Origin of the sequence: Alloactinosynnema sp. L-07 (assembly GCF_900070365.1) — a bacterium.
In the GTDB taxonomy this organism is placed as follows: domain Bacteria; phylum Actinomycetota; class Actinomycetes; order Mycobacteriales; family Pseudonocardiaceae; genus Actinokineospora.
The window spans coordinates 7,050,840-7,070,942 of record NZ_LN850107.1; the positions used below are offsets into that span (position 1 = coordinate 7,050,840).

At 70.5% G+C, this 20,103-nt stretch carries 17 protein-coding genes and 1 tRNA gene; 9 read left to right on the forward strand and 9 right to left on the reverse strand.

Translation table 11 applies throughout. The features are described 5' to 3' along the window. Nucleotides 1–23 precede the first annotated feature (23 nt). Nucleotides 24–395 carry a helix-turn-helix domain-containing protein gene (locus BN1701_RS37715; protein WP_231949588.1) on the forward strand — a complete coding sequence of 124 codons (372 nt, stop codon included), beginning with the start codon at nucleotides 24–26 and terminating at the stop codon, nucleotides 393–395. Continuing rightward, the gene (locus BN1701_RS36210) at nucleotides 392–1,246 is read left to right on the forward strand and encodes an IS3 family transposase (RefSeq protein ID WP_054048734.1); all 855 of its coding nucleotides are present in this window, start codon (nucleotides 392–394) and stop codon (nucleotides 1,244–1,246) included. Before BN1701_RS37715 ends, BN1701_RS36210 begins: the two co-directional genes overlap by 4 nt. Nucleotides 1,247–1,302: 56 nt before the next feature. On the opposite strand, the gene BN1701_RS32345 is transcribed toward BN1701_RS36210, so the two are convergent. Both BN1701_RS32345 and BN1701_RS32350 read right to left on the reverse strand, forming a co-directional pair. Continuing rightward, nucleotides 1,303–1,761 (reverse strand): histidine phosphatase family protein, encoded by a 459-nt coding sequence (locus BN1701_RS32345; RefSeq protein WP_054055135.1) that lies wholly within the window; start codon nucleotides 1,759–1,761, stop codon nucleotides 1,303–1,305. 145 nt (nucleotides 1,762–1,906) lie between these two features. Further along, complete coding sequence (locus tag BN1701_RS32350) at nucleotides 1,907–4,141, reverse strand: hypothetical protein (protein ID WP_197672163.1); 2,235 nt, start codon at nucleotides 4,139–4,141, stop codon at nucleotides 1,907–1,909. Nucleotides 4,142–4,337: 196 nt separating this feature from the next. On the opposite strand from BN1701_RS32350, the gene BN1701_RS32355 reads away from it, so the two are divergent. The 4 genes from BN1701_RS32355 (at nucleotide 4,338) to BN1701_RS32370 (ending at nucleotide 10,885) form a co-directional block, all read left to right on the forward strand. Continuing rightward, nucleotides 4,338–7,061 (forward strand): AAA family ATPase, encoded by a 2,724-nt coding sequence (locus BN1701_RS32355; protein WP_054055137.1) that lies wholly within the window; start codon nucleotides 4,338–4,340, stop codon nucleotides 7,059–7,061. A 78-nt stretch (nucleotides 7,062–7,139) separates the two neighbouring features. Then, nucleotides 7,140–7,625, forward strand: a complete 486-nt coding sequence (locus tag BN1701_RS34955; RefSeq protein WP_054055139.1) for a hypothetical protein — start codon at nucleotides 7,140–7,142, stop codon at nucleotides 7,623–7,625. A gap of 271 nt (nucleotides 7,626–7,896) precedes the next feature. Further along, nucleotides 7,897–9,918 (forward strand): neutral/alkaline ceramidase, encoded by a 2,022-nt coding sequence (locus BN1701_RS32365; protein ID WP_054055141.1) that lies wholly within the window; start codon nucleotides 7,897–7,899, stop codon nucleotides 9,916–9,918. 13 nt (nucleotides 9,919–9,931) lie between these two features. Further along, on the forward strand, nucleotides 9,932–10,885 hold the full coding sequence (locus BN1701_RS32370) for a sphingomyelin phosphodiesterase (RefSeq protein WP_054055144.1): 954 nt from the start codon (nucleotides 9,932–9,934) through the stop codon (nucleotides 10,883–10,885). A gap of 32 nt (nucleotides 10,886–10,917) precedes the next feature. Here the strand turns inward: BN1701_RS32370 and BN1701_RS36215 are convergent, their stop codons facing one another. The 5 genes from BN1701_RS36215 to BN1701_RS32385 form a co-directional block, all read right to left on the reverse strand. Next, a complete protein-coding gene (locus tag BN1701_RS36215) occupies nucleotides 10,918–11,091 on the reverse strand; it encodes a hypothetical protein (RefSeq protein ID WP_157368340.1) in 174 nt (57 codons plus the stop codon). Nucleotides 11,092–11,303: 212 nt separating this feature from the next. Then, nucleotides 11,304–11,438, reverse strand: a complete 135-nt coding sequence (locus BN1701_RS37960) for a hypothetical protein (protein WP_255364668.1) — start codon at nucleotides 11,436–11,438, stop codon at nucleotides 11,304–11,306. 33 nt (nucleotides 11,439–11,471) lie between these two features. Beyond that, on the reverse strand, nucleotides 11,472–11,762 hold the full coding sequence (locus BN1701_RS32375; protein ID WP_054055145.1) for an N-acetyltransferase: 291 nt from the start codon (nucleotides 11,760–11,762) through the stop codon (nucleotides 11,472–11,474). Next, on the reverse strand, nucleotides 11,762–12,136 hold the full coding sequence (locus BN1701_RS32380) for a hypothetical protein (protein ID WP_054055147.1): 375 nt from the start codon (nucleotides 12,134–12,136) through the stop codon (nucleotides 11,762–11,764). Before BN1701_RS32380 ends, BN1701_RS32375 begins: the two co-directional genes overlap by 1 nt. Beyond that, nucleotides 12,133–15,123, reverse strand: coding sequence for an ATP-dependent RNA helicase (locus BN1701_RS32385; protein ID WP_054056317.1), 2,991 nt, complete (start codon nucleotides 15,121–15,123; stop codon nucleotides 12,133–12,135). The genes BN1701_RS32380 and BN1701_RS32385 overlap by 4 nt, the downstream gene beginning before the upstream one ends. A 77-nt stretch (nucleotides 15,124–15,200) precedes the next feature. Between BN1701_RS32385 and BN1701_RS32390 the strand changes: the two genes are divergently transcribed. Further along, nucleotides 15,201–15,644: a MauE/DoxX family redox-associated membrane protein gene (locus BN1701_RS32390; protein ID WP_054056318.1), complete on the forward strand. Its 444-nt coding sequence runs from the start codon at nucleotides 15,201–15,203 to the stop codon at nucleotides 15,642–15,644. A 14-nt stretch (nucleotides 15,645–15,658) separates the two neighbouring features. Next, a complete protein-coding gene (locus BN1701_RS32395; RefSeq protein ID WP_054055149.1) occupies nucleotides 15,659–16,450 on the forward strand; it encodes a thioredoxin domain-containing protein in 792 nt (263 codons plus the stop codon). 406 nt (nucleotides 16,451–16,856) lie between these two features. On the opposite strand, the gene BN1701_RS32400 is transcribed toward BN1701_RS32395, so the two are convergent. Continuing rightward, nucleotides 16,857–18,179 carry a phenylacetate--CoA ligase family protein gene (locus tag BN1701_RS32400; protein ID WP_231949782.1) on the reverse strand — a complete coding sequence of 441 codons (1,323 nt, stop codon included), beginning with the start codon at nucleotides 18,177–18,179 and terminating at the stop codon, nucleotides 16,857–16,859. Nucleotides 18,180–18,299: 120 nt separating this feature from the next. Between BN1701_RS32400 and BN1701_RS32405 the strand changes: the two genes are divergently transcribed. Continuing rightward, nucleotides 18,300–18,372, forward strand: a tRNA-Ala gene (locus BN1701_RS32405). 1 nt (nucleotide 18,373) lies between these two features. Here the strand turns inward: BN1701_RS32405 and BN1701_RS32410 are convergent. Then, nucleotides 18,374–19,792, reverse strand: coding sequence for a site-specific integrase (locus BN1701_RS32410; RefSeq protein WP_082860196.1), 1,419 nt, complete (start codon nucleotides 19,790–19,792; stop codon nucleotides 18,374–18,376). Between the last annotated feature and the right edge of the window lie 311 nt (nucleotides 19,793–20,103).

Sequence of the window (20,103 nt, forward strand, 5' to 3'; positions counted from 1 at the left end):
TGTCCCCGGACGCGGTGGGACGCTTGCATGATCGTTGGAGGCTGCGAGGCGCGGGGGCGCTGGTGATGGTGCCGGGCAAGCGGTCGTTCACGTTCGAGTTCAAGCTCGATGTGGTGCGGCGGTTCGTCAGCGGTGAGGCGACCGCGATCGAGCTCGCGCGCGAGCATGACCTGTCCTCGCCCAAGCTGGTCGAGAACTGGGTGCGGCTGTATCGGCGTGAGGGCGCCGAAGCGTTGCGGCCCAAGCCGAAAGGGCGGCCGCCCGCCGGTGACACGCGATCGCCCGCGCCGGCGCCAAGCGAGCTGGAGCGGTTGCGGCGGGAGAACCTGCGGCTGTCCGCGGAGGTGGCCTACCTAAAAAAATTGCGGGCCTTGAGGGAGCAGGGGCGAGGGTGAAAACCCAGGTCATCGCCACTCTCAAGGCCGACTATCCGCTGCCGGTGCTGCTGGAGGTCGCCGGTGTGGCCCGGTCGACGTTCTTCTACCAGCAGGCCCGGCTGTCGCGCCCCGATCCGCACGCGGGTCTCAAGGCCGCGATCACCGAGGCGTTCGAGCAGGCTCGTGGCCGATACGGGCATCGGCGGATTCACCTCGTGCTGGCCCGCCAGGGCCGGCGGGTGGCCAAGAAGACCGTGCTCAAGCTGATGAACACCCTGGGCCTGGTCTGCAAGGTGCGGCGGCCGCGGCGGTATCGGTCCTGGCTCGGGCAGGCAGGCACGGTCGCCGAGAACGTGCTGAACCGCCAGTTCAGCGCCCAGGCCCCCGACACGAAGTGGGTCACCGACGTCACCGAGTTCCGCATCGCGGACCGCAAGATCTACCTGTCACCGGTGATCGACCTGTTCGACCGATCCGTCATCGCCTACACCCACGGCCCGTCCCCGTCGCTGGAACTGACGAACTCCTCGCTGCGCGAGGCCATCGCCACCCTGAACGCCGGGGCCACACCGCTGGTGCACTCCGACCAGGGCTTCCAGTACCAACACGCCTCCTGGCGCGCGCTGCTGGCCGACGCGGGTCTGCCGCAGTCGATGTCCCGGCGAGCCAACTGCCTGGACAACTCACTCGCCGAGAACTTCTTCGGCCACCTCAAGGAGGAAATGTTCAACCATGACACGTTCGGCACCGTCGAGGAGTTCACCACAGCCCTGGACGAGTACCTCGACTGGTACAACAACACCCGCATCTCCACCACGCTGAAGGGCCTGAGCCCGGTCGAATACCGAGCCCAGGCCCTCGCGCCCTAACCTTTACTTACGCAGTCCAACTTCCGGGGAGCGGTTCACCCGCGGGGTGCCCTTTCTCATGGCCGGATCTTCTCCGTCCGCACGACTTTCCCGGACTTGAACCCGGCGGCGCAGTCGAGCACCGACAGGGTCGAGGTCTTGAGGATCGGCTGCTCGCCGGTCAGGGCGGCGATGAGCAGTTCGAGGTCGGGGTTGTGCCCGACGACCAGCACCGTCTCCGCCGCGTCCAGCGACCGCAGCAGGGCCAGGATCGCGTCGGCGCCCTCGCCGTAGAGCTGTTCCTCGAACCGTGCCTTCGGCGCTCGGTGCAGTTCGGCGGCTACCAGTTCCCAGGTCTGCCGGGTCCGGGTGGCGGGGGAGACCAGGGCGACGTCGATGTCGGGCACGTGCTTGGCCAGCCACCGGCCCACCGCGGGTGCCTCGCCGCGTCCGCGATCGGCCAGCGGCCGACGGTAGTCGGGCACCCCATCCGGCCAGGCGGACTTCGCGTGTCGCAGGATCACCAGGCGCGGCATCGGTGGCCTCCTTGTCGGGTGGACCCCATCGAACCAGGTCCGGCGACAAACCACGCGTGGTCCGACGGGCGCCCGCTGGTCAAGCGGGCGCCCATCGGCGTTCGGTCATACCTGGCAGGGGTTCCTGTCAGGGCTTTTCAGGGCCTCAGACCTGGCAGGGGTTCCCGCCAGGACTCTCCGGCTTGCCCTCGAAGTTGGCCTTCGACTCGGCGATGACCACGTCGGCGAGGGCCGTGTCGAGCACAACCGCGCGCTGGGTCACCGTGTTGCCGCTGACCACCGTGCTGTTCAGCTTCAGCGAGCCGATCACCAGCGGGATCGTCAGCGGGGCGCTGCCCACCGTGACCGACACCCCGTTGATCTTCAGGCTGGCGATGTGCGACGAGCCGCTGAACTGCGGATAGAGCCCGGACGGTCCGGCCACGCAGGTCACCGCCGCGTCGGAGGTGATCACGCCGAGCTCGATGGAGACCAGCAGGCTGCCGATCTTCGTCGAGTCCACCTTGGCGTGGGCGGCCGCGGTGTCGTTCACCATCGGCGGTTGGAGCTGGTTGTCCGGCGTCAGGTTGGTGCTGCCGTGCACCGCGGTGGCCCGGACGTTGAGGATGCCCGCGTTCAGGTTGACGTTGGCCACGGTCTCGCTGTCGTCGACGCACGGCACGTCCGGCGGGTTGGCCTCGGCGACGATGATCCCGGCGACGTCGAGCGCCCGCGCCCGGCAGGAGAACACGCCGGTCCGCTGCGAGGTCTGGATCCGCAGGTCCGACAGCACCGGACTGTCGCCCGCCGCGTTGGCCCGCAGGGTCGCCCGGACCTCGATGTAGCGGCCGGTCAGCGCGAACGTACTGGCGTTGCCGACCGGGACGAACACCTCGCCCGCCAGCCCCGCCTCGGTGTCGGAGGTCCTGGCCTCGACGGTGATCGAGGTCCCCGCGGGCACCGAGCCCTGGGCCTCGGTGTTCCAGGTGACCTTGCCCCACGTCTGGCCCGGGACGCCGCCGTCCTGCACGACCGACCACGTGCCGACCGGCGCGGTGATCTCGCCGAGCACGGACCCGGTCATGTCGCTGTAGTTGTACGGCCCGGCGCCCGCGCCGAGGTCGACGGTCAGGTCGACCGCGCCGATCGGGTAGCCGCCGCCGCCGATGCCGCCCGCGGCCGGGTCGATCCGCTGGACATTGTTGGAGTTGATGTTGGCGACCCAGACCTTGCCGTTGGTGTCGATGGCCACGCCGGTCGGGCCGTTGCCGCCGGGCAGCGTCACGTTGCCGACGTAGGTGCCGTCGGTGCGCAGGTGCCCGATCGTGGTGGCACCGAACAGCGCGTGCGCGACCCACACGTTGCCGCCGGCGTCGACCGCGACGCCCTGGGCGTTGGCGTTGCCGTGCGGGAACGAGCCGAGCACGGTGCCGTCCGGCGCGAGCTTGACCACCCGGTTGCCGCTGACGTGGGTGTGCCAGATCTCGCCGGTCACCGGGTCCATGCCTAGGCCGTAGTCGCCGTGGCTGGTGTTGAGGCACGCGCCGGAGTTGGTCGACGGCACATAGCGCAGCAGGTTGGCGCCGTACCGGGCCGACCAGAGCGTGCCAGCCTTGTCGATGAGGCCGCCGTAGCCGCCGCAGCCGAAGTTGATCTGCGTGCCCGCCACGGGCTGGCCGGTGCCGCCGTCGACCTTCTCGTGGTCGTTGTCGGCGCCGCCGGTCCACAGGTTGTTCATCGCGTCGACGGCGACGGTGCGGGTGTTGGTCCCGGTGACGCGGGTGTAGTTGATCACGCATTCGTCGGCGGCGGTGGTGACGCCGCCGTTGTTGTCCGCGCCGCCCGCGTTGGTCCACGCCCGGATGTCGCCGAGGCCGCGGGTGGTGGCGAACCTGCCGTCGTTGTCGCGGTCCTGGCAGGTGTTGTAGGCGAACGGGCCGACGAGGTAGTCGCCGCCCGCGTCGGGGTTGCCCGCGCCGTCGACCCGGCTGCCGCCGACGATCACGCCGACCCGGGTGACCGAGCCCTTGCCGCCCTGGGACTCGTTGCGGTTGGAGAACCAGGTGTTGCCGAGTTTGTCCACAGTGGTCCGCGACGGGTTGCGGCCGCGGCCGTCGGGAGCGGAGAGCCACTCGCCGACGATCTGGCCGGTGTTGACGTCGATCCGGATCATCGTGCCGCGCGCGGAGGCGGCGACGTTGACGTACGGGAAGAACGTGCTGGTCCGGTTGAGCTGGAGCTGGTTGTTGTTCGGGGCGTCGTGGTTGACGTCCTGCAGCGCGCCCTGGTCGAAGTCGGCGTCGGTGGTGTAGAGGACGTTCAGGCCCGCGACAGGGGCGGCGACCGCGGGAACCGCGACGAGCGGGATGACCACCGCCGCACTCGCGAGAGCGGCTAGCACCCGATGGGGTCTTCGATGACGCATGGTGACCGAATCCCTTCCTTTCGCACCGATAGGTGGGTGGGTCGACCCACCTAAAGGGTCGCCAACGGTAATTAACCCGTTACCGTCCGATTGGGTAGGTCTTTGCCTCGGTGACACACCGGAGCGTCACCGCCCTTTCGCGCGACCGAAAGTGAGGACCACAATCACGGGCATGTCGGTGCTGATCGGTCGCGACGGTGAGCTGACCAGGCTGAACGCGGCGGTCGACGCGGCCGCGTCCGGGCGTGGCGCGGTGCTGCTCATCGTGGGCCGAGCCGGGATCGGGAAGACCCGTTTGGTCGAGCACGTGGTCGCCCGGTCGGCCGAGTGCGGGTTACGGGTGGCTCGGGGAAACTGCGTGCCCGACGAGGGTGCCCCCGCGCTGTGGCCGTGGTGGCAGGCGCTGGGCGACCGGCCCGCTCTGGCCGCGCGGCTGGACCTTGACGGCGCCGACGACGTGAGCCCGCAGCTGTCGGCGGCTCACCGGCTGCGGGCTTACGACCTGCTGCTGCGTGAGCTGTCGGGCACGGTGGTGCTGGAGGACCTGCACTGGGCCGACGAGTCGACGCTGACCCTGCTGCGGCTCGCCGTCGGCAGGCCGGGCTTGCTGGTGGTCGCGACCTACCGCGACGACGAGCAGCCCCAGGCGCTGCGCACCGCGGTGGCCCACCTGCGACGCGACCCGGCGACCGAGGTGCTCGCACCGGGGCCGTGGACGCCCGCCGAGGTCGCCGCGTTCGTGGCCGGGCGGGTCGACGCGTCGTGGGTGCCGGTCCTGCACCGGGTGTCCGGCGGGATCCCGCTGTTCGTCGGCGAGTTGCTGGCCGCTCTGCTCGCCGCCGACGGCACCAGCCCGGCGCCCGCGTCCGGCGAGTGGCCGCACGGGGTACCCGAGCACCTGCGCGGCATCGTCGCCGCCCAACTCGACGTCCTGCCGCCAGAGGTGCGCGAGCTCGTCACGGCGTGCTCCGTGATCGGCGTCGACAGCGCGCCCGACGAGGTCGCGGTCCTGGTCGACGCACCGGTGGAGTCGGTGCTGCGGCGGGCGGAGGCCGCGCCGGGCCTGCTGCGCTGCGGCGACCGCGTCACCTTCGGGCACGCGCTGGTCCGCGACGCGGTCTACGACGGGGTATCCGCCGCCGACCGCGTGCGCCTGCACCGCGAACTGGCCGAGGCGATCGAGTCCGGTGTGCTGGCGGGCGAGTCGGTGACCCACCGCCTGCGGTCGGTCACCGACGGCGCGAGCCGGGCCGCCGCGGTGCGCGCGTGCCGGACGGCGGCGGCGAAGGCGGTGTCCCGCTTGGCTTACGACCGCGCCGCCGAGGTGATCGACGCCGCCCATGGCGTGCTGCGCGAGCCGGATGTCGACTTGCTGCTGGAGGCGGCCGACCTGCACTACCGCGCCGGGCGGGCCGAGCAGGCGCTGCGGCGGTGCGAGTTGGCCGCCTCGCTCGACCCGTCGCCGGATCAACTCGTGCGGGCCGCGCTGACCGTACGCGGGATCGATGCCGTCAGCGATCGGTTGATCCCGTTGTGCGACAAGGCTTTGGCGGTCGTCGAGGACGACGCGGGTCGGGCCAGGGTGCTCGCCCAGCGCGCGCTGGCGCTGATCCAGGTCGTGCACTCGGATCAGGCCGAGGAGCCCAGCCGCGCCGCGCTCGCCTTGGCTGAGCGGACCGGGGATCCACTGGCCATCGCCGACGCGCTGCGCGCCCGCCAACAGGTCCTGGGTGGGCCGTGGTGGGTGGCCGAGCGGCTGGACCTGGCGCGGCGCCTGCTCGACCTGGGGTCGGCCGCGCCGCCGGACAGTGAGCTGTGGGCCAGGGTCTGGCGGATCGACGCGGCCCTGCAGTTGGGCACGATCGCGGTGCTCGACGACGAACTCGCCCACCTCAGGCTCTACGCCGACCGGCTCGGCTGGCTCATCGCGCACTGGCACCACCACCGCCTGTCGGGCGTGCGCGCCGTGCTGCTCGGCGCGTTCGACCTGGCCGAGGCGGAGGCCGACCACGCGCTGGCGGTGGCCGAACAACTCGGCGACTTCGGCGCCATCCTGCTTGACGTGGCGTTCCGGTCGGAGCTGCGCAGGCTTCAGGGCCGAGGTCCGGAATTCGCGGACCGGGTGTTCCAGCTGAGCAAGCACGCCGCGATGCCGGTCGTGGCCGCCACCGTGGGCCGTTTCCTCCTCGATGTCGGTGACATCGACAACGCCCGAGCGATGTTCGAGCGACTGCGGCCGATCCTGCCCACGCTGCCGCGCGACGGCCGATGGCTGCCGACGGTCGCCGCGTCGGCGATCCTCGCGGGCGCCTTTGACGACGCCGAGACCGCCGCCGCTCTCTACGCGGAGCTGCTGCCGATGGCCGGGTACTACCTGGCCGCGGGCGCGGGCACCGTGGTCTGCGTCGGGTCGATCTCGCGCCAACTCGGCCGCGTGGCGGTGTCCCTCGGCGACCGGGACGCCGCGATCCGGCACTTCGAGGACGCGGTCAGCATGGACACCCGCATCGGCGCGCTGCCGTTTCGGGCCAAGGCCGAGGTCGCGCTGGCCGAGGTGCTCGTCGACGGCCGCGCACCGGAGGTCGCCCGCGCGGCCAAACTCGCGGGCCAGGCCGCGGTCACCGCCCGCAGGCTCGGCATGGCGCCGACGGTGGCCGCGGCCGACGCGGTGCTGCGGCGGGTCCGGCAGGCCCGGCACGACGCCGTCCCGCTGACCGTCCGCGAGCGCGAGGTGCTCAGGCTGCTCGCGGTCGGCGCGCCCAACCGCGCCATCGCCGAGAACCTGGTGCTCTCGGAGCGGACCGTCGAGACGCACGTGAGCAACGTGCTCGGCAAACTCGGCGTGGCCAACCGCGCCCAGGCCGCCGCGTGGGCCGCGGAGAACGGGTTCACGTAGTCGAACTCCGTACTTCCCCGGATCCCCGTCGCCCCGCGCGAGGCGAGAGTCGGTGGCGACCCGGAGGAGGTGAGCGCGATGTACGCGCGAATCCACACAGCCAAGGCGCCAGAAGGCGCCATCGAGACCCACACCTATCGCAGGCTGGCGGGCGACGACGAGCTGACGCTGTCGTTGTTCGACACCCAGGCCGCGGCCGCGTCGGACCCGACCGCCGAGTGGTACGAGGTCGAGTCCGACGACACCGGCGCGGCCCCCACCGCGGGCGTGGCCGCCTTCCTGCACTTCGACGGCCCGCTCAGCGCCGAGGTCAAGGCCGCGGCGGACCGGGCCAACCGGGACCGCATCGCGCCCGCGATGCACGACCACCCCGGCTTCGCGCGGGTGCTCGTGCTCTGGCAGCCCCAGCGCCGCAGCGCGGTCGTGCTGACCATGGCCGAGTCGGTCGAGTCGCTGGAGGAGGGGCAGCGCAAGATCGGCTCGATGGAGCTGCTGCCGGGCGAGGACCCGGCGCTGCTGCCGGGGCCGGACCGGATCGAGATCTTCCGGACGGTGGCGTCATGACCCTGTTCATCGTGTGGGCGACGTTCCGTCGGCGGTGGTCTCAGCACTAGTGCAGCACCGCGCTAATCCTTCGGGGTCTCGACGGCCCAGCTTCCCGCTGGACGCACGGCCACCCAGTACAAGTCGCCTTCCGGCCGCACGCCCAGCGGAAACCTGGATCCGCCGATACCCCGAAGGATCAACGCGGTGCTGCACTAGGTCTTCCCAAGGGTGGCCCGCGTCACGTATGTTCCAGAAAAGCGAAATCCATTCACGTACCCTGGAGTAGCTGATGCGGGCCACTCGCCGTGCGATCGTCGCCACCCTGGTGGCCGGGCTGGCGGGGGCGTTCGTCGCCTTCCTGCCCACCGCCCATGCCGCGCAGACGACCTACCTCGTGGGCCGGGGGATCTCCGATGTCACGGGGCCCGCGGCGGAGAACGGGATGATGGGCTACTCGGCCTTCGACCAGAAGACGAGCGGCATCCACCAGCGCCTGCGCTCCCGCGCGTTCATCGTCGTGGACCAGGCCAACGGCAAGCGGGTCGCCTACGTCAACGCCGATCTCGCGATGATCTTCCGGGCGGTCCAGGAAAGCGTGCTGGCTAAGCTGAAGTCCCGCTACGGCGCCCTCTACACCAAGGAGAACGTGCTGCTCTCGGCCACGCACACGCACTCCGGCCCCGGCGGCTACTCGCACAACCTGGCCTACAACCTGGCGATTCTGGGCTTTCAGGAGCAGACCTTCAACGCCATCGTCGACGGCATCGTCGAGTCCGTCGAAAAGGCCCACGTCAACCTCAAGCCGGGCACGATCACGTTGGGGCGTGGCGAACTGACCGACGCCAGCGTCAACCGGTCCAGGGTCGGCTTCGAGGCCAACCCGGCCGCGGACAAGGCGCACTTCCCCAACGCGATCGACCCGGCCATGACCGTGCTGCGCTTCAGGCAGGGGGCGGCCGACGTCGGCTCGATCTCGTGGTTCGCCACCCACAACACGTCGGTGACCAACAAGAACACGCTCATCAGCCCGGACAACAAGGGATACGCGGCCTATCAGTGGGAGCACGACCACAAGGGCGTGCGCTACCTGGACAGCAACCCGAACGGCTTCGTCGCGGCGTTCCCGAACACCAACGCGGGCGACATGTCGCCCAACCTCAACCTGCGGCCCGGTTCCGGTCCGACCGAGGACGAGTTCGAGAACACCCGGATCGTCGGCGAGCGGCAGAACGCCAAGGCGCAGCAGGTCTACAATGGACCGCAGACCCCGATCACCGGCGGTGTCGACTATCGGATGCGGTTCGTCGACATGTCCACTGTGGACGTCGAGGGCCGCTACACCACCGACGGCACCGCGAAGCGCACCTGTCCCGGCGTCGTCGGCGCCTCGACCATGGCGGGCAGCGTCGAGGACGGTCCGGCCCTCCCCGGCTTCACCGAGGGCATGACCTCGCCGATCGCGAAGCTGCTTGAGCCGCTCGACGTCGAGGTGCCGCAGTGGGTCAAGGACTGCCAGTACCCGAAGGCGTCGCTGGTGCCGACCGGGCTCATCCAGGCCACGCCGGACGTCCTGCCGCTGCAGATCGTCAAGCTCGGGCAGTTGCACCTGGTCGCGATGCCCGCCGAGGTCACCATCGTCTCGGGTCTGCGGGTCCGCCGGACCGTCGCCGCCGAGCTTGGTGTGCCGATCGAGAACGTGCTGATCCAGGCCTACGCCAACGACTACAGCCAGTACGTGACCACGCCGGAGGAGTACGACAAGCAGCAGTACGAGGGCGGCTCCACGCTCTTCGGCCGCAACACGCTCCCGGCCTACCAGCAGGAGTTCGCCAAGCTCGCCCAGTCGCTGCGCACGGGCACTCCGCTCGCGGCGGGACCGACGCCGGGCAAGCCGCCGTTCACCGACCTGAATCTGCAGACCGGGGTGGTGTTCGACGACAAGGCGCTGACCCAGAAGTTCGGTCAGGTGCTCACCCAGCCCTCGGCGGCCTACCAGCGCGGCCAGACCGTGACCGTCAAGTTCGTCACCGGGCACCCGAAGAACAACCTGCGCCGCAACGGCACGTTCCTGGAGATCTACCGCCAGGTCGCGGGCCAGTGGGTCCGCGTCGCCGACGACGGCGACTGGTCCACCCGCTACCGGTGGGAGCGGGTCGGCGTCGCCAACTCCGAGGCCACGATCACCTGGGCCATCCCGGCGGACACGCCGCCCGGCAGCTACCGGGTCGTCCACCACGGCGACTGGAAGAGTGGTTGGACCGGCGCCATCTCACCGTTCACCGGAACCTCCAACACGTTCACCGTGGGCTGATGAGATAGCGAACGTGAAACGAATTCTGCTTGTCGCGGCGGCCCTGCTTGCCGCCGCGACGCCTGCTCACGCCGCTCCCGCGACGACGGTTTCGGTGCTGGCGTTCAACATCTACCAGCTGCCGCGCGTCGCCGACGGCGACGTCGCGGCCAAGGAGAAGCGCGCCAGGGACGCCGAGGCGGCCATCCGCGCGGCCGACGCCGACGTGGTGATCCTGTCCGAGGCGTTCAGCGCGGAGGCCGAGTCGCTGCGCGGCAGGCTGGCCGACCGCTGGCCCGCGCAGACCCCGCTGGTCGGGCAGCACTGCTCGACATCACCCGGCTGGACGACGGTCAACGGCAACTGCTCGAACAGCGTGGCCGTCGTCAACGGCGGGGTGACGGTACTAAGCAAGTACGCGGTCACGGCCAAGCACCAGTTGGTTTACCGCAACTCGTTCTGGCCGACCGCCGACTACTACTCCAATAAGGGCGCCGCCTTGGTCCGCGTGGTCAAGAACGGCCGCGCGGTGTGGGTCGCGGGCACACACCTGCAGGCCGACCAGTCGCCGTTCTCCATCGCCAGGTCGCACGAGGTGCGGATGGGTCAGCTTGGCGAACTCCGGGTGCTGGTGGACAAGTACGCGCCCGCGAGCGAACCGGTGATCGTCGGCGGCGACCTCAACGTCGAGTACTGGGCCGGGCGGTCGCGGCTGGACGGTTCGGGCCGCGATCAGGTCCAGCAGGCCGCCGCCGCGGTGGGCGGGCCGATCGTGGGCAGCCCGGTGCAAGCCCACACCTACGACGGCGTCACCAACTCGATCGCCCGCGCCAACGGCGGCGCGATCTACCGCGACGTCCTGGACTACATCGGTGCGACGGCGTCGAAGGGCAGGCCCCTGGCGTCGGTCGGCGCGGTCCGCACGCTGGGCTTCGGCCAAGGTGAGCCGTCCGACCACTATCCGGTCCTCGCGACGGTCGCGTACTGAGCCGAGGTCGGGCCGGGGTCCGGCCCGACCTCTCAGCGCTCCAGTTCGATCGGGCCGAGCACGAGCTTGCCGTCGACCACCACGATGACCGCGACGCCGATCAGCGCCAGCACCGCGAGGACGACAAGCGCCTTGACCAGCGGGCGCCACGCGCCCATGAGGAGGCGCCAGGCCAGGCCCGGCCAGCTGTCGGGATCGGGCGTCATCGCGATCCCCTGGTGATCCGTGGCGCACGCGACGCGACGGAATCTTCTATCGTCATGTCTGCGGACGACCTCACTTCCTTGGTATCCACCTGTCGTGCGGCTCCGCGCCCGAGGCGGTCTCCTGTTCCAGCAGGAGGCCGCCCTTTGTGGTCCAGGCCGGTCAGCCGTGGATGCACGTGCATTTGCACGTGCAGCAGATCGTACCGGGACGGTCACTCACCGACAACGAAGCCGGGCCTAAGGAACCTGGACGGGTTGCCGCGCGCTGCCGCTGGCGCGCCCAGCACCTGCAGGCCGCCATCGAGGGCCTTGACCAGCACCGCGAGGCGGAACAGCGTTCGCGTCACACCTGCCGGCATGCCTCCGATCGAGACATTCGATCAGGTGAGGCGTTGTTCCAATACCTGTCCGTGCCAGGTGCCGTCGACCACGAAGGTGTCGGTCGGGGTGAAGCCGTTGCGGACGTAGTAGGCGACGAGTTCGCCCTCGGCGCCCGCCCAGCAGTCGACCCGCAGCAGGCCGATGCCCGCGGCCCTGGTCCGCTCCCTGGCGAAGTCCAGCAGGGCCGCGCCGACGCCGCGGCCGGTGAACGTCCGTGACGTGATGAGCAAGCGGACGTAGTTCTCTTGCTCATCGACCGGCGGGATCCACTCCGGCGCCGGGCTGATCATCAAGGCGCCCGCAGGCTAGGGCATGTCCTGCGGATCATGGCGGGCGCTATCCGCGCCCGCTTGGCCCCTGGCCGCGCCGCGGGAACGGCCACGGACAACCAGTACGCGACCGTCCCCGCGGCGCGCCCAGGAACCAAGCGGATCACGGATACCACCCACCATGATCCACAGGACACGCCCTGGCCGTCCACCTCGCTGATCCACAGGCCGGGGCTCTCGGCCATCCCGCGCACCCGGTCGACCTTCGCGGGCACGGTCGACAACGGTTCGCTGCCCCACTGGCCGGACTGCCCGCGGGTGACCATCCAGGCGACGGCGTCGTCGAAGAAGGCGAGCAAGGTGTCGGCGTCGGCCGGGGTGCCCGGACGGATCATCGGGAGTCCTTCCGCTGGATGGTGTGCCGGGTGGGCAGGGCGGTCGTGGGGTCCTCCGGCCAGCGGTGCCGGGGGTAGCGGCCGCGCAGGTCGGCGCGGACCTGGGGATAGCCGGTGGTCCAGAAGCTCTTGAGGTCGCCGGTGACCGCGGTCGGCCGCCCGGCGGGGGACAGCAGGTGCAGCACAACGGGCACGCGGCCGTCGACGACGGTCGGGCTCTCGGTCCAGCCGAACACCTCCTGCACCTTCACCGGCAGCGCGGGACTGTCGCCCGTGTAATCCACCCGAACGCGTGAACCGGACGGTACTTCGATCCGCTCGGGGACCAACTCGTCCAACCGCGCCGCGGCGGGCCACGGCAGCAGCGCGCGCAGCGCGTCGGTCAGGTTGAGGCGGCCGAGGTCGGCGCGGGAGCGGGCGGTGCCGAGCCAGGTGTCGGCGGCGGCCAGGAGGGCGTCGTCGTCCACCGCGGGCCACGGGTCGCCCAGGACGCGGTGCAGCAGGTCCAGACGGGCCCGCAGCGACCGGGCGCCGTCGCTGAAGGTGACCAGGGTCAGGCCGTGTTTGCGCAGGCCGTCGCGCAGGGCCTGCCGGACGGCGTCGGCGGGCGGGTTCGCCAGCGGACGCTCGTGCAGGCCGATCGCTCCCAGCCTGCGGACCCGGCGGGCCCGCACGTCACCATCGGCCCACACCACCTCGTCGACCGTGCTGACCAACGCCGGAGCCGCCGCGACGGCCAACTCCTCATCGGCGCGCGCGGCCAGCCGGACCCGCCCGTGGGCGTGACCCGGGGCCCGGTCGGCGACCGCGACGGCCAGCCACTCGGGATCGCCCAGGCCGCTGCCGGGCGGCAGCTCGACGGCGGTGCCGCCCGCGAGCAGGTAGATCCGCGAGCCCTTGCCGCGTCTGCGGGCGAGGCGTTCTGGATGGGCCAGCGCGGTGATCAGGGCAGGGTCGGCCCGACCCCAGTTCTGGGTGCCCGACGATTCGCCGACCGCCCGCTCTTGTTCGACGGAGGCGGCGGGTTGGGGGGACGCGGTGCGTGCCCGCTGTTCGCTGTCTCCCTGGACTTGTTTGGCGGTGGCTGTGGCTGTGGTTTGTGTGGCCGTGGTGCGTGCCTGCTGTTCGTCGTCTGCTCGGCCGTATTCGGCGGTGGCTGTGGTTTGTGTGGCGGTGGTGCGCGCCTGCTGTTCGTCGTCTGCTCGGCCGTATTCGGCGGTGGCTGTGGTTTGTGTGGCCGTGGTGCGTGCCTGCTGTTCGTCGTCTGCTCGGCCGTATTCGGCGGTGGCTGTGGTTTGTATGGCGGTGGTGCGTGTCTGCTGGTCGCCGTCTGCCTTGCCTTGCTCGGCGGCGGCTTGTGTGGAGGAGGTGCGTGCCCCATGGTCGCTGTCTGCCATGTCTTGTTCGGCGGAGGCTGTGGTCTGTGCTGAGGCGGTGCGCGCCCGCGGTTCGCCGCCCTTGTCCTTCAGCGCGGAAACCTGCACCCGCGTTCGTCCCTCGGGTCCTGGAGGCCGTGCGCTCGGTGCGTCCGGCCGTCGGCCTGCCTGGGTCGTCGGCTCGACCAGCCGGGCGAGTCTGCCGACCTCCCTGCGCCACCGCGCGGACTTCGGCGTGCCAGACCGCAGCGCCCGCAGGCCGCTGTCCAGGTCCGCGGTGTCGACCAGCGTGTCGTCGTCCAGCACCGCGACGACCTCGGCGGCGGCCCGCGGACCCACCTTGGCGGCGCCGTCGAGCAGGGCGCGGGCGATGCGCGGGTGCAGGCCGAGGCGGGCGATGGCGGTGCCGCGCTCGGTCACTGTGTCGCCGTCGAGGGCGCCGAGGGCGCGCAGGGTCTGCTGGCCCGCGGCGAGCGGGCCCGCGGGCGGCGCGTCCCACCAGCGCAGGGCGCCGCCGTCCGGGGTGCCCCAGCAGGCCAGCTCCAGCGCCAGGCGGGTCAGGTCGGCGGTGCGGATCTCCGGCTCGGGGTAGCGGGGGAGGGTGGCGTGCTCGTGCTCGGGCCAGCAGCGGTAGACCCGACCCGGCGCCTCCCGCCCCGCGCGGCCCGCGCGCTGGTCGGCCACCGCCGCCGACACCCGGACGGTGACCAGGCCTGCCAACCCGCGTCGATGGTCCACACGCGACACTCGGGACTGGCCGGCGTCGACCACGGCGCGCACGCCCGGCACGGTCAGGCTCGACTCGGCGACGGCCGTGGACAGCACCACCCGCCTGCGCGGGCCCGGGGTCAGGGCGGCGTCCTGCTCGGCGTTGGCCAGCCTGCCGTGCAACGGAAGCACGTCGGCGTCGAGGTCGGACAGCGCGGCCGCGACCCGGCGGATCTCGGCCGCGCCGGGCAGGAACACCAGCACGTCACCGTCCCCTTCGGACAGTGCGGCCCTGGTCGCCCGCGCCGCGCACGCCTCGATCCGCTCCCCGCGCAGCGGCGGCAGATAACGGGTGTCGACCGGGAAGGTGCGTGCGTCGACCCGGATCACCGGCGCGTCACCGAGCAGGGCGGCGAGCCGGGCCTCGGCGACGGTGGCGGAGGTGGCCAGCAGCCGCAGGTCCGGCCGCAGCCCGTCGCGGGCGTCGAGGAGCATGGCCAGCAGCAGGTCGGCGTCGAGGTGGCGCTCGTGGCACTCGTCGAGCAGCACGGTGTCCACACCGGACAGCTCGGGGTCCGATTGCAGGCGGCGCACCAGGAGCCCAGAGGTGACCACCTCGATCCGGGTGTCCTTCGACACTTTCCGGTCGCCGCGCACCGCGTAGCCGACGGTCTTGCCGACAGGCTCACCCAGCAGCGCGGCCATCCGCGCGGCGGCGGCGCGGGCGGCCAGCCTGCGCGGCTCGGCGACCACGACTTTGCCGAACTCCGCCAGCGCAGGCGGCACCAGCGTCGTCTTGCCGGTGCCCGGCGGCGCCACGAGCACCGCCGTGCCGTGGTCGATCACCGTCCGGGCGATCTCGGCCAGCGCGGCGCGCACCGGGAGGTCGGGCAGGGTTGCCATGTTCACAGCTTCTCAGGCTGCACTCAGCGTGAGCCGGTAGCGTCCGCGCTGTGACCAAGGCGTCCGTCCTGGACGGCATCGGCACCCTGCTCCGACTCGGGCTCGCGGCCGTCTGGCTGGTCTCCGGGTGGATCAAGGTGAGTGATCCCAACCAGACCTTCATCGCGGTGCAGGCCTTCGACGTGTTACCCGGACCGCTGGTCAGCGTGGTGGCGGCGGGCCTGCCGTTCCTCGAGCTCGCGCTCGGGCTGCTGCTGCTGCTGGGCCTGGGCACCAGACTGGTCGCGGTGGTGTCGGGCCTGGTCCTGCTGGCGTTCATCGCGGGCGTGGCCCAGTCATGGGCGCGCGGCCTGAGCATCGACTGCGGCTGCTTCGGCGGCGGCGGCCCGGTCACCGAGGGACAGACGAAGTACCCGCAGGAGTTGGCCCGCGACATCGGTTTCCTGGTGATGGCGGTGTGGCTGACACTGCGGCCCCGAACCTGGCTGTCGGTCGACGGCCGGTTCCTGAACGCGAGTTAGGAAGGGTAAGTCAGGTGGGTGGAGCGGAGCGCAGCGCTCGCAAGCGGAAGCAGACCACGCCGGCCAAGTCGGCGGTGGCCGCGGCTCGGGCGGTCGGCCCGGACCGGTCGAAGATCATTCTTGGCGTGGTCGCGGTCGTGCTCATCGCCGCGGCGGTCATCGGCGGCGTGATCTATACGAACAGCCAGAAGAACGCCACCCAAGGCCAGGCCATCAAGGTCGTCACCGTCTCGGTCGACGCCCCGGTCAAGCGCGACGGCGGGGTGGTCGAGGTCGGCAAGGACACGGCCAAGGTGACGCTGGACGTGTACGAGGACTTCCTGTGCCCGGCGTGCGCGGTCTTCGAGGGACAGGTCGCGTCGGCGCTGGAGGGCAAGATCGCCGACGGTACCCTGAAGGTGCGGTTCCACCTGGTCAACCTGCTCAACAACAAGTCGGACCCGGCGGGCTACTCCACCGACTCGGCCAACGCCGCGCTGCTGGCAGCCGACGAGGGCAAGTTCTTGTCCTTCCACAAGAGCCTCTTCGAGGACCAGCCTGCCGAGGGCGCGCGCGGGTGGACCAAGGACCAGCTGATCGAGCTGGGCAAGGCCACCGGAGTGACGTCGTCGGCGTTCGTGGACGGGGTTCGGTCGGGCAAGTACGACTCGCTGGTGAGTGAGGAGTATCAGAAGGCTCGGTCGGATGAGGGGCTGCAGCAGGACTTCGGGGGCGGGCAGAAGGGCTTCGGCACCCCGACCCTGGCCACCGGCGGCAAGGCGATCGACACGTCCGACCCGAACTGGCTGGACAAGCTGACGGGCTGACCCGGCGGACCGGGCTTGCCTGGTTGACCTGGCCGATCCGGCTGATCCGGCTGATCCGGCTGACCTAGCCACGTGCCTGGCCCGACCGACTTGGCCAGCTTGTGCCTGGCACGCCTGGCCCGGCCGACCCTGCCGTTCTAGCGAAATCGGCCCGATCTGGGCTGGACCAGCTGATTGTCGGATTGTTCAACCTTCCTCTTGTTGAACAATCCGACAATCGCAGGTACTCCAGTGCGCTGAGTCGATGCATTTGAGTGGACCGGCGGGGATCTCGCCCAAAGATCATCAGCCCGGCCGGCCCAGCCCAGCCCGCACGGCTCTGTCCAGCCAGCCCGCACTGCTCCAGGCGGCAGCCTCTCTCTCCAGCCCGGGCAGTGCCGGTCTCCCCAAGCAAGGCTCCGACCGGTTACTCCAGCCCGGGCAGCGGCGCGTCACCCCCGGCCCACCGGACCAGGCGGCGTGCCTTGCCGACCTCCGTGCGCGGCACCGTCCCCGCGGCCACGACCCGCACGTCACACCCAATGCCCAGCCGTTCCCGCAGCCTCCCGCCGAGCTCCGCGGTCACCCGCGCCGGGTCGCCCGCGGCCTCGACCACCACCCGCAACTCCGGCCGCGCGGCGTCGCGGCGGTCCTCGATGATCAGGTAGTGCGGGCTGACCCGGTCGTCGGCCAGGAGCACGGCCTCGACCTCGGTCGGGAACACGTTCACCCCGCGCACGACCAGCATGTCGTCGGTCCGGCCGAGCAGCTTCGACATGCGCCGCAGCGTGCGGGCTGAGCCCGGCACCGGGCCCGCCAGCGTGGCCACGTCGCCAGAGCGGTAGCGCAGCAGCGGCATGCCGGTCTTGGTCAGCGTCGTGAACACCAATTCGCCGGGCGTGCCGTCGGGCACCTGGTTGCCCTCGTCGTCCAGGCACTCGACGAAGAAGTGGTCTTCAGCGACGTTGAGCATCCCGCCGGAGTCCAGCGACTCACACGCCACCCCAGGCCCGATGATCTCCGACAACCCATAGATGTCGAGCGCGCGGATACCGAGCAGCCGCTCGATCTGCCCCCGCATCTCCTGTGTCCACGACTCGGCGCCGTGCAGCCCGACTTTGAGGCTCGTCGGCTCCACCCCGGCCGCCGCCATCGCCTCGCCCAGGTAGATGGCGTAGGAGGGAGTGCAGGTGAGCACGTCGGGCCGCAGGTCCTGGATCAGCCGGATCTGCCGTTCGGTCATCCCGCCGGACATCGGCACCACCGTCGCACCCAGCCGGATCCCGCCGTGGTGCACCCCGATCCCCCCGGTGAACAACCCATACCCATAGGCGTTGTGCACCACGCTGTGCTTGGTCGCCCCTGCCCCACCCAGCGCCCGCGCCATCACCTGGGCCCAGATGTCCAGGTCGGCGGCCGTATAGGGCACCAACGTCGGACGCCCACCGGTCCCCGACGACCCATGCACACAAACAATGTCCTCAGCGTCGGCGGCCCGCAGCCCGTGCGGATAGTGCTCCCACAGGTCGTACTTGCGCACCGTCGGCAGCCGGGGCAGATCGTCCAGCCCCACGTCGGCCTGTGTTCGCACGCCGCAGTCCCGCAGCCGTTGAGCCTGCACCCCACCTGCCGCCAACAGCCGCTGGACCAGCTCCCGCAGCCTGCGCTGCTGCACCTCACGACGCTGCCCGGGATCCATGCCCTCGGCCTGTACGTCCACCAACGGGACGACGCTGTCCAGTACGGTCACGATCACCGGTCTAACAGTCCGCGGGCATCCTGTGAAGACCCCCGATTTCAACCCGGGGAAACCGGTGGGGTAACGTATGCGCAGCACGCCAGGGAGCCCCCTCCCGAACGTGACCGACCCGGGGCTGTGGCGCAGCTGGTAGCGCATCACACTGGCAGTGTGAGGGTCAGGGGTTCGAGTCCCCTCAGCTCCACTCATTGTTGAATATCGCTTGAACGGCCTTCGACCTGCGTGAACAGGCTCGGGGGCCGATCTTGTTTGTCCATCCATTGTGGATGGTGCTGGGGTGGGTATGCACCTGTTTGGCGCTTGTCCGGCGCATTGATCTTTCGCCTTGGTCCCATGCCGAGATGTGCTGGTAGGTCTTTGACCTGGGGTGTTGGCCGTCGGCGTCGGGATGGTGGGGGTGTGTACCGCGCGGGATGCGTGTGGGGTGCGCGCAGGCCGACCCGGTTGTGCGGTCGGGTGTCTGTGGGGCGTCGGAGTGCGGCGGTGCGTTGCCAGCGGCGTTCGAGTGCGCGTAGGAGGTGAGTTTCGACTTCGGGTGCGACGTGGCTGTAGACCTCGACGAGTCGGTTGCGAAGGTGGTGGCCGAGCCGTTTGGCTTGGGCGATTTCGGGGACGTGGTCGGCGATGAGCCAGGTTTTGTGGCTGTGGCGCAGTCCGTGGAAGGTCAGCCCGGGCCGGATGGGGTCGATACCGCGGCGTGGGTCTCCGTCGGCGGCGGGACGTAGCACGCGGCGGTCGAAGGTGCTGCGCCGCAGGAGGCAGCCCCGTCGGGTGGTGAACACGAACGCCCCGCTGGTGTGGGCCAGGTGCTCGCGGAGCAGGTGTACGAGGAATCGGGGCAGGGTGATGGTGCGGGCGGAGGCTGGTGTCTTGGGTGGGCCGAGGTAGAGCTGGTGGATTGATTCGTGGAGTGTGCCGGTGTCGGGGTCGATGGTGATGGTGCCTTGGTCGAGGTCGACGTGGTCGCGTTGCAGTCCGGTCAGTTCGCCCCATCGGCATCCGGTCCAGGCGGCGGTGATGATCAGCAGCCCGGCGGATGGCCCGCCGAGCATGGTGGCTTGGGCGGCGATGCGTACGACGTGGTCGGGCATGGCCCAGACGCGTTCGCGCGTGTTGGGTCCGTGGTCGCGGCGTCGGCCGCGTCGGCGGCGCCGTCGTACGGGGTTGGCGGGGATTAGCCGTTCGTCGACGGCGTCGTCGAGCAGCATGGAGAACACGGTGCGGATGGTTGCCACGGTGGAGGCGGCGTAGTCCTTGCGGAGGTGTTTGAGCCAGGCGGTGACCGCGAGGGTGGAGATGTCGCTGAGGGCGGTTTGGCCCCAGTGGGGCAGGATGTGGTTGCGCAGCACGCCGCGGTAGTTCTCCTCGGTGCGAGTCTCCACATCCAGGGTGTCGACCCAGCATTTCACCCACGCTTCGACCGACGTGGCGCACCCGGCTGGGTCCAACCAGGTGCCTCGCCGTTTGTCGGTGGCCATGTCCTCGGCGTAGGCCTTCGCGGCTTTGCGGGTCCTGAATCCCGACACTGATCGGTAGCTGCCGCCGCTGGTGGCGCGGTAGCGCACCCGCCATTTTCCTGCTCCGGTTTGCTCGACCCAGGCCATCACAACCTCCCACCGTGAGTGATAGATGTCCTTTATCCGCCCGGTGCGGCCTTGTGACCAGCGATCGAGACATCAGCAGGATTTCGACGCAGTCCAGGTGCGCGACCTATCACTCTGAGTAACGTCTGGGTCGATCGGTTCGATAGATACCTTCAGGATGCAGTCGAAATTGCCCAAACTGTCGGGGGGCTCAACTAACGTGCGTGGCCGGTACTCCGACGGGCTGGGGGGTGACAGAGTTTGACCGCCGTCTTTGACCTGGCTGGCGAACCGAGATGCATTTCTCAGCCGGTGCGACTCGCTTGCGGACC

Coding starts and splice junctions, on each gene's coding strand:
- BN1701_RS32380 (WP_054055147.1), bottom strand. CDS start 12,136: ATGATCCGTCCGGGCACCCCGGCCGACGCCGACACCTTGCTCGCCTTC.
- BN1701_RS32410 (WP_082860196.1), bottom strand. CDS start 19,792: ATGGCCTGGGTCGAGCAAACCGGAGCAGGAAAATGGCGGGTGCGCTAC.
- BN1701_RS32375 (WP_054055145.1), bottom strand. CDS start 11,762: ATGATCAGCCCGGCGCCGGAGTGGATCCCGCCGGTCGATGAGCAAGAG.
- BN1701_RS32365 (WP_054055141.1), top strand. CDS start 7,897: ATGCGGGCCACTCGCCGTGCGATCGTCGCCACCCTGGTGGCCGGGCTG.
- BN1701_RS34955 (WP_054055139.1), top strand. CDS start 7,140: ATGTACGCGCGAATCCACACAGCCAAGGCGCCAGAAGGCGCCATCGAG.
- BN1701_RS32355 (WP_054055137.1), top strand. CDS start 4,338: ATGTCGGTGCTGATCGGTCGCGACGGTGAGCTGACCAGGCTGAACGCG.
- BN1701_RS36215 (WP_157368340.1), bottom strand. CDS start 11,091: ATGACGCCCGATCCCGACAGCTGGCCGGGCCTGGCCTGGCGCCTCCTC.
- BN1701_RS32385 (WP_054056317.1), bottom strand. CDS start 15,123: ATGGCAACCCTGCCCGACCTCCCGGTGCGCGCCGCGCTGGCCGAGATC.
- BN1701_RS32345 (WP_054055135.1), bottom strand. CDS start 1,761: ATGCCGCGCCTGGTGATCCTGCGACACGCGAAGTCCGCCTGGCCGGAT.